14 protein-coding genes are annotated in these 13203 nt (G+C 33.8%); 5 read left to right on the top strand and 9 right to left on the bottom strand.

The window, feature by feature from the left end; translation table 11 throughout:
- Positions 1-93 precede the first annotated feature (93 nt).
- Both ACTF54_RS06620 and ACTF54_RS06615 read left to right on the top strand, forming a co-directional pair.
- Positions 94-678 carry a sigma-70 family RNA polymerase sigma factor gene (locus ACTF54_RS06620; protein ID WP_347195841.1) on the top strand — a complete coding sequence of 195 codons (585 nt, stop codon included), beginning with the start codon at positions 94-96 and terminating at the stop codon, positions 676-678.
- Positions 679-753: 75 nt separating this feature from the next.
- On the top strand, positions 754-900 hold the full coding sequence (locus ACTF54_RS06615) for a hypothetical protein (protein WP_347195842.1): 147 nt from the start codon (positions 754-756) through the stop codon (positions 898-900).
- 609 nt (positions 901-1509) lie between these two features.
- Here ACTF54_RS06615 and ACTF54_RS06610 read toward each other — a convergent pair.
- Entirely contained in the window at positions 1510-2169 is a 660-nt protein-coding gene (locus ACTF54_RS06610) for an endonuclease III domain-containing protein (RefSeq protein WP_438969005.1), read from the bottom strand.
- 33 nt (positions 2170-2202) lie between these two features.
- Here ACTF54_RS06610 and bcp point away from each other — a divergent pair, with 33 nt between their 5' ends.
- Positions 2203-2652 carry a thioredoxin-dependent thiol peroxidase gene (bcp, locus tag ACTF54_RS06605; protein ID WP_347195844.1) on the top strand — a complete coding sequence of 150 codons (450 nt, stop codon included), beginning with the start codon at positions 2203-2205 and terminating at the stop codon, positions 2650-2652.
- 88 nt (positions 2653-2740) lie between these two features.
- On the opposite strand, the gene ACTF54_RS06600 is transcribed toward bcp, so the two are convergent.
- Complete coding sequence (locus ACTF54_RS06600) at positions 2741-4225, bottom strand: TonB-dependent receptor (protein WP_347195845.1); 1485 nt, start codon at positions 4223-4225, stop codon at positions 2741-2743.
- Between the two features lie 48 nt (positions 4226-4273).
- Between ACTF54_RS06600 and ACTF54_RS06595 the strand changes: the two genes are divergently transcribed.
- On the top strand, positions 4274-5077 hold the full coding sequence (locus tag ACTF54_RS06595; RefSeq protein WP_347195846.1) for an MBL fold metallo-hydrolase: 804 nt from the start codon (positions 4274-4276) through the stop codon (positions 5075-5077).
- A complete protein-coding gene (locus tag ACTF54_RS06590; protein WP_438969004.1) occupies positions 5074-5586 on the top strand; it encodes a hypothetical protein in 513 nt (170 codons plus the stop codon). The genes ACTF54_RS06595 and ACTF54_RS06590 overlap by 4 nt, the downstream gene beginning before the upstream one ends.
- Before the next feature lie 302 nt (positions 5587-5888).
- Here the strand turns inward: ACTF54_RS06590 and ACTF54_RS06585 are convergent, their stop codons facing one another.
- From ACTF54_RS06585 to ACTF54_RS06555, 7 genes are all read right to left on the bottom strand, one after another.
- Positions 5889-7205: a DEAD/DEAH box helicase gene (locus ACTF54_RS06585; protein ID WP_438969003.1), complete on the bottom strand. Its 1317-nt coding sequence runs from the start codon at positions 7203-7205 to the stop codon at positions 5889-5891.
- Positions 7206-7369: 164 nt separating this feature from the next.
- Positions 7370-8041: an alpha/beta hydrolase gene (locus tag ACTF54_RS06580; RefSeq protein ID WP_438969002.1), complete on the bottom strand. Its 672-nt coding sequence runs from the start codon at positions 8039-8041 to the stop codon at positions 7370-7372.
- A 5-nt stretch (positions 8042-8046) separates the two neighbouring features.
- Positions 8047-8409 carry a hypothetical protein gene (locus ACTF54_RS06575; protein WP_438969001.1) on the bottom strand — a complete coding sequence of 121 codons (363 nt, stop codon included), beginning with the start codon at positions 8407-8409 and terminating at the stop codon, positions 8047-8049.
- Positions 8402-9652 carry a dihydroorotase gene (locus tag ACTF54_RS06570; protein ID WP_347195852.1) on the bottom strand — a complete coding sequence of 417 codons (1251 nt, stop codon included), beginning with the start codon at positions 9650-9652 and terminating at the stop codon, positions 8402-8404. Before ACTF54_RS06570 ends, ACTF54_RS06575 begins: the two co-directional genes overlap by 8 nt.
- Positions 9649-11547, bottom strand: a complete 1899-nt coding sequence (locus ACTF54_RS06565) for a BatA domain-containing protein (RefSeq protein WP_438969000.1) — start codon at positions 11545-11547, stop codon at positions 9649-9651. Before ACTF54_RS06565 ends, ACTF54_RS06570 begins: the two co-directional genes overlap by 4 nt.
- A gap of 221 nt (positions 11548-11768) precedes the next feature.
- Positions 11769-12536 (bottom strand): TIGR02757 family protein, encoded by a 768-nt coding sequence (locus tag ACTF54_RS06560; RefSeq protein ID WP_347195854.1) that lies wholly within the window; start codon positions 12534-12536, stop codon positions 11769-11771.
- Positions 12537-13196: an ABC transporter ATP-binding protein gene (locus ACTF54_RS06555; RefSeq protein ID WP_347195855.1), complete on the bottom strand. Its 660-nt coding sequence runs from the start codon at positions 13194-13196 to the stop codon at positions 12537-12539.
- Between the last annotated feature and the right edge of the window lie 7 nt (positions 13197-13203).

Below are 13203 nucleotides of genomic sequence, written 5' to 3'. Positions count from 1 at the left end.
CGTTAACATTTTTTAAACACAACGCCTATACTATAATATTACTTTAAAAATCGATCAAGGACTCTTATCTGAGGTCAACTAAGTTGTTATATTATGGAAATGAAAAATGTTCAAGATGCTGCATTGGTTAGGCAGTACATTGATGGTAATGAAAGAGGTATAGAAATTCTTATTACACGTCACAAACAAAGAATCTACAGTTTTATTTTTTCAAAAGTAATGGACCGCGACATTACAGAAGATATTTTTCAGGATACCTTCATTAAAGTGATTCGTACCCTTAAGAAAGGAAAATACAATGAAGAAGGTAAGTTTCTTCCTTGGGTAATGCGTATTGCACACAATCTTGTTATTGATCACTTTCGCCGTAATAAACGTATGCCTAAGTTTCAGTCCCGTAACGACTTTGATATCTTTGATGTTATAAGCGACGGAGAAGAAAGTATGGAATATGAAATGATTACTAGTCAGATGCATGAAGATGTACGTAAACTAGTAGATGAACTTCCTACTGATCAAAAAGAGGTATTGATCATGCGCATTTTTAAAGAGATGTCTTTTAAAGAAATAGCAGATTCAACTGATGTTAGTATTAACACCGCACTAGGTAGAATGCGTTATGCTTTGATCAACTTACGCAAGATTATTGATAAAAATAATATCATATTAACTAGATAATTTAATTATTTCAATCGATTCTTATAATATAGTCCAAAAAAGTACGTTTATATCAAAACTAAACATACCTCTAACATGGCTAAACTTTACAATGAATCATTTCCTGAACCAGTGAAACCTACAGGTCCCAAAGATGAGACGGTAAAATCTCTTCTCAACTTTTCAAAAGCATTAAGTGTTACACGATACAAGAACATGACGTTTGAAACACTTAACAATTGATATAATCAGCCTAATATCAATACTTTGTTTTCAATTTGAAAATCCATTCTCAAAGCTACTGAGAATGGATTTTCTTTTTAATGGTGTAATGAATTTAGTTTTAATTACGCTTTCGCTAAAGTGAGATACAAAAAAGTATAAAATTCATCTAAACTTAATTGACAATTCACTGAAGAGCGGAATCTATTAGAGTTTGTTTTGAGTGTTTGTAGATCTCTCAACCGCTAAACCCTTTTGGTTGCTCATGTGGCTGCGCTATATTCGTCGCCAACCTGTTTTTCCTTTAAAAAGGGAAATACTTTGTACTTTTATGATAATTACTGTGCGGATCTGTAACGCTTTTCATTTTTCTCAAATTTGATAAAACTTTACCTAAGTAACTTAAATAGGATAAGCTCTTTCCAAAAGGAAATTATAATTTTCCATGGAGATGATAATTGGTTAAACACTAATTCAATTAACTTCTAATTTCATCTTTAAATGAATAGTTTTCGTCCATATTCTTTTTAAGAAACCCAGCAATCTGTTTATATGTATCTAATTCTGATATAGCATTCTTATTAATAATACAACTAGTGTAAAAATTCAATAAAAATTTTCAAAACTTCATCACTTCTTCAACTTCTTATAATATTCGTTAAGTACAGATTTTCTTCCTACAGTTTTTGTAATAATATCTTTTTCTAGATCCCAACCACGTGCAGGGCTGTATTCACGTCCATACCAAATAATCTGAAGGTGCAAGTCGTTCCATGTTTCCTCTGGAAAAAGACGTTTGGCATCCTTCTCCGTTTGTACTACGTTTTTACCGTTGGTCAAATTCCAGCGGTACATTAATCTGTGAATATGAGTATCCACAGGAAACGTGGGAATACCAAAGGATTGTGCCATGACTACAGCCGCTGTTTTATGACCTACGCCTGGAAAAGCTTCTAACTCTTCATAAGTTTGTGGAACAATACCGTTATGATGATCTATAAGCATTTGAGAAAGTCCATGTATGCCTTTTGCTTTCATGGGTGAAAGTCCAACAGGTTTAATGATTTCGCGTATTTCATCAACGCTTAATTTTACCATGTCATAAGGATTATCTGCTCGGTCAAATAGGAGCGGAGTGATCTGATTCACACGTACATCGGTACTTTGCGCACTCATTAAAACAGCGATCAATAAAGTATACGGATCTGTATGATCTAACGGAATAGGAATTGTGGGATACAATTCTTGTAATTTATTTATGATAAAATTGACCTTTTCCTGTTTGTTCATGTTTTAATTTTATGCTTTAAACAAAAATACGATATGACATCATTAAAAGTAGGAGATAAGGCTCCAGATTTTTCGGTTCTTAATCAAGATGAACAAACAGTTTCTTTGTCAGATTTCACAGGTAAGAAATTGGTTTTATTTTTTTATCCTAAAGCAAGTACACCAGGCTGCACTGCAGAGGCATGTAATTTAAGGGATAATGTAGATCGTTTTCGCGCAGGCGGATACGAAATACTAGGAGCAAGTGCAGACAGTCCTAAGAGGCAAAAGAACTTTCAGACTAAATATGAACTTCCTTATGATCTTCTAGCAGACGAAGACCATTCTTTACTGAATGCTTTTCAAGTATGGGGACCTAAAAAATTTATGGGTAAAGAGTATGATGGGATTCACCGTACTACATTTGTTATAGATGAGAATGGTATAATTTCTGACGTGATTCAGAAAGTGAAAACTAAAGATCACGCAGCACAAATCTTGTAATAACAACACCAATTATTGAACATAAAAAAACTCCAATAATCAGAAAAATTTCTGGTAATTGGAGTTTTTTAATATACTCTGTAACTTTTTATAAAGGTGCGTCTTCTGCATGAGAGGAACTTTCTTTATTATCATTTTCTTGAAGATTGCACCCAAATAAGTTTTCTTTTTCCATTAATTCTGGAATACCTGATGGTAACATTTCCTGCCATCCATCTTCACCTTCTTCAATCATTCTCAAGACTTCTCTAGAGAAAATATGTAGTATGTCTGGATTGTAATCTTCTAGATCTTTTAATTTACCATTGTATTTAAAGAACTTATAAAGTTCTTTCATACGTGGATGTACTTTTAGGTTCTCACTGGTGGTTAATTCCCCAGTTTCTTGATCTAGCATAGGATATAAATAAACTCTGAGATCTTTGAAAAATAATTTTCCGAAAGCTTCTAATATCCCACCACTAAGATGCGTATAATATTTAGTGTCAAATATCTCAATGAGATTATTAACTCCCATAACTAGCCCTATTCTAGCTTTGGTATAATTGTTAAAATATTCTACTAGTTTATAATATTCCTTGAAGTTGGAAATCATCACCGTTTGCCCTAAAGAACAAAGCAGTTCTGCACGGTGCATGAAATCTTCTTCATCTATCTCACCGCTTGCTCTTAAATTAGAAAGTGTTATTTCAAAAATAGTTTCTACGTTTTCTTCCTTAACCGTTCCAGATTTCAAGAATCTACGACGAGCGGTTTCAAACATGTCCATATTCACTTTTGTCACAGGACGGAAACTACCGCGCAGTGCCAAAACGTTTTTCTTATAAAGAATACGAGCGCTTAAGATGTTGTTTCCATCAGGACCAAACATAACGGCCTCTGTCATTCCATGCTTTAAAAGTTGTAAACTCATCAATCGATTGTCTACTTCTTCAAATCGAGGTCCAGAAAAGTTAATCATATCTATCTCAATCTTATCCTTGTCAATATGATCGTATAAATATTCTAGTAACTTTCTAGGATTATCATGTTTGTAAAAAGCTCCGTAGATTAGGTTAGTTCCTAAGATACCTAAAGTAATTTGCTGTAAACGAGCATCACGTTCTTTAAAACGCACGTGTAAAATAATCTCTGAATAAGCTTCTTCTGGTGATACTTGAAAACGAATTCCTACCCATCCATGACCTAAATATCGTTTTGCAAAATCAATAGTAGCTACCGTATTTGCGTAAGTAAAGAATAGTTTCTCAGGATGTTTTTCTCTAGAAAGTCTTTCCTCAATCAAGTTAGACTCATGCTCTAGCATTTTTTTAAGCCTACCTTCTGTTACGTAGCGCCCATCATCTTGAATACCGTAAACAGCATCAGAAAAATCTTTATCATAAGCACTCATTGCTTTTGCAATGGTTCCAGATGCGCCACCAGCTCTAAAAAAGTTTCTAACGGTTTCTTGTCCAGCACCTATCTCTGCAAAGGTTCCATAAATATTACGGTTCAAATTAACTCTTAGAACTTTATTCTTTATTGATGGTACCGATTCAAAATCATGATCTCCTGGCAAACTTATCCCCATTATAACTATTTTTCTGTTTACACAAAGGTAGCAAACAACACTACTTTAATGGAAAAATCTCCATACTTTTATGAAACAATTATGGAAGTAAAAATTACAATTTTAGGTACAGGCACTTCACAAGGTATTCCCGTTATAGGAAGCTCACATCCAGTATGTTTGAGTGATAATCCTAAAGATAAACGTTTGCGAGTAAGTGCTATGATTGAAGTAAATGATAAGCGTTTTATTATTGATTGTGGTCCCGATTTCCGTCAGCAGATGCTTAAACAGCAAATTTCTTCTATCGATGCAATGCTTTTTACACATGAACATGCAGACCATACTGCTGGTTTAGATGATTTGCGTCCGTTTTATTTTCGTCAGGGAAATTTACAATGTTACATGACTTCTAGAGTACATAAAGCACTTCAGGAAAGATTCAATTATATTTTCACAACAAAAAATAAGTATCCTGGAGTAGCTACTTTAGATGTTCATGAATTTGAAAACGAGTCTTTTGAAGTAAACGGTGTTACTGTTATACCTGTCCTTGCAGACCATGGCTTTATACCTGTTCATGGTTTTAGAATTGGTAATGTTGCTTATATGACAGATGTGAAGACTATAGCTCAAGGCGAAAAAGAGAAACTTAAAAGTCTTGATGTACTTATTCTAAATATGTTACGAGAAGAACCACATGCAACGCACTTAAACCTAGAAGAAGCACTGGAATTAGTAAGGGAATTACAACCTAAACGTACTTACTTTACACATATAAGTCATCATCTAGGTTTTCATGACGAAGTAGAAAAATCACTTCCTGAAAACGTATTTTTAGCTTACGATAATCTTGAAATAACATCCCTGTGAGAAAAAGTTTTTATTTATACCTATTTATTTTTGCTGCTTTAATTGCACTAGTCATTTACGTAAATGGTAGAAGATACCATGAAAAGCTAGAGAATCAAGTTCAAAGCTTGCGAACAGAGCTTTACGAAACGGATCAAGCAAGGAAAGATGCTTTATCTGTTCAAGTGAAAGCCGACTATGAAAATTCTGTTTTTTCGCTGAAAGGAAATCCTGAAGCCGAGAATTATCTTTATAACTTAGGTCTAGATGCCTTTGAAGTAGAGCGTATAGTGAAGGATCAACTTCTAGAGTTAAACATTAAAGAAGGTGGTAACCCATTGGTTCCTTATGTAGGAAAAGGTCGTGGTTTCAGGATTAATGATACCAAATTTATCAACCATAAATGGGTTCTAGCTAACTTTACTGATAACGATCGTTGGGGTGAAGTGTTGATACGTTACGACATCAACAAGGAAAAACAAGTAGAGATGGAAACGATCAAAGCTTTATTGTTTGATAAAGATCGATAATAATACCAATATAATATTCTCAAACTATCTAGAAGCTAGTTAAATTTAGTTTTCAAGATCCTTTAGTTTGCGAGAACTTTTTCTGTAGGCCATCATACCTATAACCATTAGAGCGATAGAAGCTCCACAAATTATATAATGCGGAGTTTGATGTGCATCAAAAGTATCTTTCCTTAAATAGGTCATCATCGCACAAAAAAGCACCTTTGGTAAGAAACAAAGCTGCGTTTTTTTGTCCTCTGATCTTTTTAATCTTCCTATCACTCATTCTTATACTATCTTGATTCAAATACTGAAAATAATCAATCCAATCTATAAATTCTAACTTTACGTTTTTTGATCTTAGAATTATTCAGCTCTTTGCACAAATCATAGGACTTTTCAAAAGGAACGGCCACAAAAGCACAATCTTGTTTTAATTCGATAGTCCCTAATTCATTTTTCTCAAGATTCCCTTGTTTAAAAAAGAGCCCAGCAATATCACCTTTGGAGATTTTATCCTTTCGACCACCAGAAATAAAAAGGGTCTCCCATCTTTGTATTTTATCAACCTTCAAACGCTCTGTATATTCTAGCGGTGAGCTTTCTTCTATATAGTCTGGTAAAGGATGCTTTTTATTGTGAAGAACATAAGCAGTTCCATCAGCATGCATTCTTGCGGTACGCCCGTTTCTATGAGTAAATTCTTCTTTATGAAATGGCAGTTCATAGTGAATAATAAAATCCAATTCTGGTACATCTATTCCACGAGCAGCAAGATCTGTGGCTAATAATAACTGATGTGTGCCATTTCTAAATTTGATTAAAGCACGTTCACGATCTCTTTGTTCTAAACCTCCATAAAATACAGAATGCGAGATATTTCTACTATTCAAAAACTCACTTACTTCTTCTATAGAATCTTTAAAATTACAGAAGATGATTCCGTTGCCGTTGCCAGTTCTTGCAATGATTTGTTCTAGATTTATAAATCTATTCTTAGAATCAGACGCCATGGTCTTGATTTGTAGTACACTATCTGTCTTCTTCTCAAATTTCAACACTTGAGGATTTTGTAAACCTACAAAAGAAGGAATTTCAGCTTTAAAGGTTGCTGATGTAAGAACGTTTCTTTCAATGTTGGGCAACGCGTGTACAATCTCTTTCATTTCTTTCTCAAAACCAGTTTCTAGCGATTTATCAAATTCATCTAAAATAAGAGTTCTAATAAAAGAAGGGTCAAAAGATTCTCTACGTAAATGATCTGCAATTCTTCCTGGTGTTCCTACCAGAATAGCAGGCGTATGATTTAAGTCTTCTTTGTCTTTGGCACCTGCACGACCGCCATAAATCGCATTTGCTTTGTAACCAGTTCCCATTTCTCTAATCACTTGTTCGATTTGAATGGCAAGCTCTCGAGAAGGAACAAGAATCAAAGCTTGCACTTCTATAAGATCTGGATTTAATTGTTCAATTACGGGCAGTAAAAAAGCTAATGTTTTTCCAGTTCCTGTAGGAGAGATGATTACGGTATCACGATGATTAGTAATCGCATCATGAGCTTGTTGCTGCATGTCGTTTAATGATACAATTCCTAATTTATCTAGAATTTGCTGACGTGATTTTATGGAATTGTTCATTTGATTTTAATATTTACTAAAACTATAAATTTTCTAGAGATCACTAGTACCTTTTCAACCTTTCCGACCTATGTTCGTTTCATTCACATTGCCCACTGATGCATTCTTCTCTCGAAAGCTCGTCGGATGCAAGTTCTGAAGATAAGGAGATTTAAATCAAAGAATTAATTTAAAATCCTTTTCTCTAACCAGTCTTTCATATCATAAAAATTATCTCTTGCCACGCCATGACCTATTGGATAATCTTTAAAAACATAATCGGCACCTATTTCTTCTAGGATCGCAGGTGCTTTTTTTGCCCATGCATAAGGTACGACTTGATCTACCGTTCCATGAGATATGAAGTAATTGGTTTTGATCTCGCTTTCGCGAAAGCGGACCGACAATCCATCTCTACCTGCAATTATATCTTCATTGATATAGCCACTCATCGCCACCACATTACGGAATACGCCTGGTTGAGAAAGGCTCAAACCATAGGAAAGAATGGCGCCCTGACTAAAACCAAGAACGTTTAAATTATTAGGATCAATGGAATAAGTTGCTTTAAGTTCTTCGAGGAAAGTATAGATCAATACCATACTTTCTCTAGCTTGATCATTATCACTGAACTTTCCACCAGCAGCATCAAAATTGATAGCATACCAGGCATGTCCATAAGGTTGTAAATCAAAAGGAGCTCTAGCAGAAACGATAAATATATCCTCACTGATCTCTGGAGTAAATGAAAATAGATCTTCTTCATTACTGCCATAGCCGTGAAGCAATAGGAGTAACGGTGCATTTTCTTTGCTCGCGGGACGAGTAATATGTTGTAATGTAAGTGATGTATTCAAATTTGCTATTTAATAAAAGTGAACCATTGTTGGAAGTGTTTTCCTATATATGGTAATAAATCTTGTTGATTGCGCAGTGCGCTAACCAGTCCTAATAAGGCAAGTAGCACCATTAAAGTAATGATTATCAAAGGCAGTAGTAATTGATCTTCTGGTATGTTTCCTGCAAAGACCGATATAATAACAGCTATAACAGCTATACCAAACATTTGTCTAATGTGAAAGGTGGCAAATGTATTTCCCTTATTCCAATTGAGAATAATAGAGATACCGAACAAAGCGATAAAAATCATTAAATGGATATATAAAAAGATTGAACTAGCATAAGCAAGTATGGCAAGGTTCTTTGCTGGTGGATTCTTACTCATTCCAAATGGCTTTTTTATTGTTGATGATCCCAATTACTTTCCCTTTCATTTGCTTTCCTAAAAAAGCAGAATTTTTTGAAGTAGAAACGATATGTTTCTGTTCAAACGTATAAGACGTTTCAGGTTCAAATAGGGTCAAGTTTGCAAATTGCCCTTCTTCAATCGTTGGTCTATTTTGATGAAAAACATGGTACCCATTTGTTAGTAGTTCAATAGTTTTCTCTAGTTCAATTAAATTATGTAGAGCACCAAAAGCACTTTCTAAACCTATAGTTCCAGAGGTTGCTCTATCAAATTCTAGATCTTTATGTTCAATAGTTAATGGTATATGATCACTGGTAACCACATCTATTATTCCACTAGATAAATGTTTGTAAAGTTGTTTCATTTCCTCTTCATCTCTTAACGGTGGTTGTACTTTGAAGTTTGCATCAAATGATTCTAACTCGTTACTAGACATTGTCAGATGGTGTATGGAAACGCTACAAGTTACATTTTGAGCTGTTTCTTTATACTTTTTGATCAGGTTTAATCCTTCGTTGGTACTTACCGTTGGAATATGTAATCTTCCTTTTGTGTAATTAGCAATCCTTAAATCTCTTGCTATTTGAAGTTCTTCAGCTAGACTAGGCATAGACTTTAGCCCTAAATTAGTACCTATAATATCTTCATTTACCATTCCTTTTCCTGCAATATCTTTGTTTTGAGGGAACGACTGTACCACACCATTAAATGAAGAAGTGTATTGTAAGCCTACCTTAAGCAAGTTTGCGTTTGTAATTTCATGTTTATAATCATAAAAGGAAACAGCGCCGGCTCGCTGCATATCATATAATTCTGCAAGATGTTCTCCTTTTTGATCTAAAGAAAAAGAACCAACAGGTAAAACAGTTACCGCCTGATTTGCAGTGACGTTTTTCAAGTATTTTATACCTGATTGATCTTGTGGGTTAGGTTGGTTATTAGGGTTAAGCATAATTGTAGTAAAACCTCCAGCGGCAGCTGCTTTGACACCATTTTCTAAGGTCTGTCTTTCTTCAAACCCTGGTTCTCCTAGACTTACACTAGTGTCTATCCAGCCTATAGAAACATGCATGTTATCACGTTCTATGATTTTTGCTTTCTCTTCATTTATGGAAACCCCTATTTTTTCAATCTTCCCATTTTTAATGAGTAGATCTCTTTTTTGGCCGTTTAAATTTGAACTGTCATCGACAATAGTAGCATTTTTGAGTAGGATCATTTTAAAAACTTTAATATCAATAGTTCACAAATAAGGAAGAATAGCGCTCCCATGACAAAGTATTTCCAAAAAGAAAGAATGTTTTCTTCTTGATCTAATTTATAAAGTAAATCGTCAATTGACACTGAAAGATTGCCACCTAAATCTGTATTTGAGTAATAATTCAATTTATTTTCTTGACGTTTTGCATTAAAACTAATATTAGAAATCTTTTCTTCTTTCAATAGGACATCATAATTACCTGCAGTAGAAAAATCTTGTCCAGCAGTAATAAGCACATAATTATCAAAAGCCTGTTGTCTAGGAATCACTTCAGTAATACCGTTAGACAAACTAACAATTTGATCTTGATTTATATCGGTGTTGACAGCTATAGCATTGCTGCTGTTTAATTCGTAATACAATTGCGATATAGGTAATGCATTAACTGCCATATTATATAAAACCGGAACGATCAAAGGAGAATTTTGAAAATTACTATTCTCTAGATTAAGACTACTTGTAAATATGTAAGTATTTTGATTTTTATATAGAAAGCTGCTTCCATCTTCATATTTTAAAATAGGGTCAATGGCATTGGTGCTTTTTAAAACACTTTTTACGTTAGGATATTGAAAATTGGAAACACGTTTATTAAAAACACCTTTAAATAAAGGATGATTAAAATTAATTTGGGTAATTTTTTTTGAAACATCATTATACTCTATTCCAGCTAGTCCAATAGTTTCATATCCAGAAGATGGAGAGCTAGGAATGACGACTAAGAAACCACCATTTTTAGTTAGCTTATTCAATTCGATACTTAAACTCGCAGGAATATTTCCCACTTCATTTATAATTACTAAATTTTGATCTTTAATCAGATTATAGTTAACGTCTCTTTCTTTAACACTTAAATAGTCAAACTGATCCTCATTGTACAATCGATCTAGAAAATTAGAATCGGCGCCGTTGATACTTAAAACTTTAATTTTTTGTTTAGTACCAGTACTTATAAAAAGCTCATTATCAAAAGAAATCCCTTTGTCTTCAATGTATATTTTACCAATAATAGGTTCGTCTATTTCTATATCAAAATATGCTGTACCATTTTGGTTTTCTAAAAGAACGGAAGTTTTAGCAAGTAGGATTGTGTTGTTTTCAAGTGTCAAAGTAACTGGTTCATTGACTTCGTAATTAGCGCTAATATCTACTTGTAATTTTAAGCTCGATCCAGATTGATTTGCTACAAAAGCAGTATCAATAGATATGTTATTCATTTCTTGAGGCTCTAATTTTACCAGTTCTCTTTTTATATTTTGCAATGTATCTGGAAAATTTACTCCTGTTGTATTCTGAAAATCTGATATGATTATGATCTCTTTTGCCGCATTTTTATCATCTAATAGGGAAGAGGCTTTGAGCTGTATTTGGTTAAACGAAAGTGACTCTGTTGAATACGTATTTGCTAGTAAATCATTGGTAATTTGCTGTCTATTGGTATTTGCAAAGACCTTGTCATTGGTAAAAAGTGTAAAAACTCTGTCTGCCGGTAATTTTTCTAATAGTTGGCTAGTTGCGTTTTTATATAAGGGTCCATTTTTACCATTCAATTCCATCGAATAGGAATTATCCAGGTAAATAGCAGTTTGTTTTTCTTGAGTGGCGGTATTACTACCTGGCAAAAAAGGTTGTGCAAACGCAAATACAATACAAGCCACAGTTAGACATCGCGCTAATAAAGTCAACCATTTTTTGAGCTGGCGACTTTTTCTAGTTTGATTAATTAATGGTTTAAGAAAAGCAACATTTGTAAAAGCAACTTTACTAAATTTTCTTAACTGAAAAAGATGTACAATAATAGGAACTATCAAGAAGAATAGACCGTAAAGAATTATTGGGTTTTTAAATAACATCTATCACATTTACCTTTCAAAGATACTGCCTTTGCTTAAAAAAATGAGTTGTTTTATGTTTTAAATCTACAAGTTGTTTTCTCTATACTTTTAAATTAATAAGACTCATTGCAGACAATATTTATGCCTCTATTATTTTAATTTAATTATCAAGTAATTAATATAGATTCTACTTATGTTTTGCACTTATATTAATAATTTCTAAAAGAAGAATAGATGGATTACAGTTCTTTAAATGCACCTAGCCCAAAAAGAGCAAAATCATATTTGATCGGATCGATTGCATCAAACTTGCGTAATACTTTGCCTAATTCTGCCACAGCTTTTGCATCATTTTGTTTGCGTTTCAGTAATTTAAGTTTTCTAGCAACATTTCCTGTGTGAACATCTAGCGGTAAAGACAGCGCACTCATGGGTATCGATTCCCATATCCCAAAATCTACTCCAGCATTGTCTTTTCTCACCATCCATCGCAAAAACATATTGATCCGTTTTGCACTACTATTTTTCATTGGATCGCTAACGTGTTTTTGGGTTCTTGGCATGTGATCTATTGCAAAAAACATGGTTTTGAACAATGAAATGGCTTCTTGAAGGTCTGTTTTTTCTTTGTACGCTTTCGCGAAAGCGTGCTCTAATCCACCATAATTACTATCTAAATATTGTAATGAACGCATGAATGTCTTGCAATCTTCACTATTAAAAGTGCGGTGTACAAAACCGTCAAAACGATCAAGATCCTGTTCTTCATGATTTTTAATAAAGTCTGAAGGTGCGTTATCCATTAAATCCATTAATTTATTTGAGTTATTAATGATAGATTTACGATTTCCCCAGGCAATGGTGGCTACGAGAAAACTAGCTATTTCAATATCTTCTTTGTCGGTAAACAAATGTGGAATTTGTATAGGATCGTGAGGAATAAAATCTGGTGTGTTGTATTGCACCACTTTTGCATCCAGAAACTCCTTAAGTTCTTTACGGTTCATTTACAGGAATTTTCCATCACTCATAACCAGCTTGCGGTCTGCAAGATTAGCCAGTTCTTCATTGTGTGTAACGATAACAAATGTCTGATTAAATTCTTCTCTCAATTGAAAAATAAGTTCGTGTAAATCGTTTGCTGTTGCACTGTCTAGATTTCCAGTAGGCTCATCTGCATAAATGACTTTAGGATTGTTAATTAATGCTCTAGCAACAGCAACGCGCTGCTGTTCACCACCAGAAAGTGTTCCTGGTTTGTGATTTATTCTGTCTGATAATTTGAGATAGGAGAGAAGTTCTTTTGCTCTTTTCTCTGCTACTGTTTTATCTGTATTTGCTATATAAGCTGGAATACATACATTTTCTAGAGCAGTAAACTCTGGTAGTAATTGATGAAATTGAAAAATGAATCCTAATGAATTATTTCTAAATTTACTAAGCTCTTTGCCCTTCAATTTCATGATATCTGTTCCATCTATCTCTAGAACGCTATTGCTATTATTGTCAGGCTTTTCTAGTGTGCCTAGAATATGGAGTAAGGTAGTTTTTCCTGCACCAGAACTTCCTACCACACTTGCAATTTCACCTGCTTTTATTTCTAGATCTACTCCTTTAAGAACTTCTAAATCTCCAAAACTTTTATAAATCTGTGATGCTTTAATCATAATAACA

Origin of the sequence: Nonlabens sp., from assembly GCF_965657255.1 — a bacterium.
Lineage (GTDB): Bacteria > Bacteroidota > Bacteroidia > Flavobacteriales > Flavobacteriaceae > Nonlabens.
This window is presented reverse-complemented; position numbering and strand designations above follow the sequence as displayed.

Coding starts and splice junctions, on each gene's coding strand:
- ACTF54_RS06620 (WP_347195841.1), top strand. CDS start 94: ATGGAAATGAAAAATGTTCAAGATGCTGCATTGGTTAGGCAGTACATT.
- ACTF54_RS06615 (WP_347195842.1), top strand. CDS start 754: ATGGCTAAACTTTACAATGAATCATTTCCTGAACCAGTGAAACCTACA.
- ACTF54_RS06610 (WP_438969005.1), bottom strand. CDS start 2,169: ATGAACAAACAGGAAAAGGTCAATTTTATCATAAATAAATTACAAGAA.
- bcp (WP_347195844.1), top strand. CDS start 2,203: ATGACATCATTAAAAGTAGGAGATAAGGCTCCAGATTTTTCGGTTCTT.
- ACTF54_RS06600 (WP_347195845.1), bottom strand. CDS start 4,225: ATGGGGATAAGTTTGCCAGGAGATCATGATTTTGAATCGGTACCATCA.
- ACTF54_RS06595 (WP_347195846.1), top strand. CDS start 4,274: ATGGAAAAATCTCCATACTTTTATGAAACAATTATGGAAGTAAAAATT.
- ACTF54_RS06585 (WP_438969003.1), bottom strand. CDS start 7,205: ATGAACAATTCCATAAAATCACGTCAGCAAATTCTAGATAAATTAGGA.
- ACTF54_RS06575 (WP_438969001.1), bottom strand. CDS start 8,409: ATGAGTAAGAATCCACCAGCAAAGAACCTTGCCATACTTGCTTATGCT.
- ACTF54_RS06570 (WP_347195852.1), bottom strand. CDS start 9,652: ATGATCCTACTCAAAAATGCTACTATTGTCGATGACAGTTCAAATTTA.
- ACTF54_RS06565 (WP_438969000.1), bottom strand. CDS start 11,547: ATGTTATTTAAAAACCCAATAATTCTTTACGGTCTATTCTTCTTGATA.
- ACTF54_RS06560 (WP_347195854.1), bottom strand. CDS start 12,536: ATGAACCGTAAAGAACTTAAGGAGTTTCTGGATGCAAAAGTGGTGCAA.
- ACTF54_RS06555 (WP_347195855.1), bottom strand. CDS start 13,196: ATGATTAAAGCATCACAGATTTATAAAAGTTTTGGAGATTTAGAAGTT.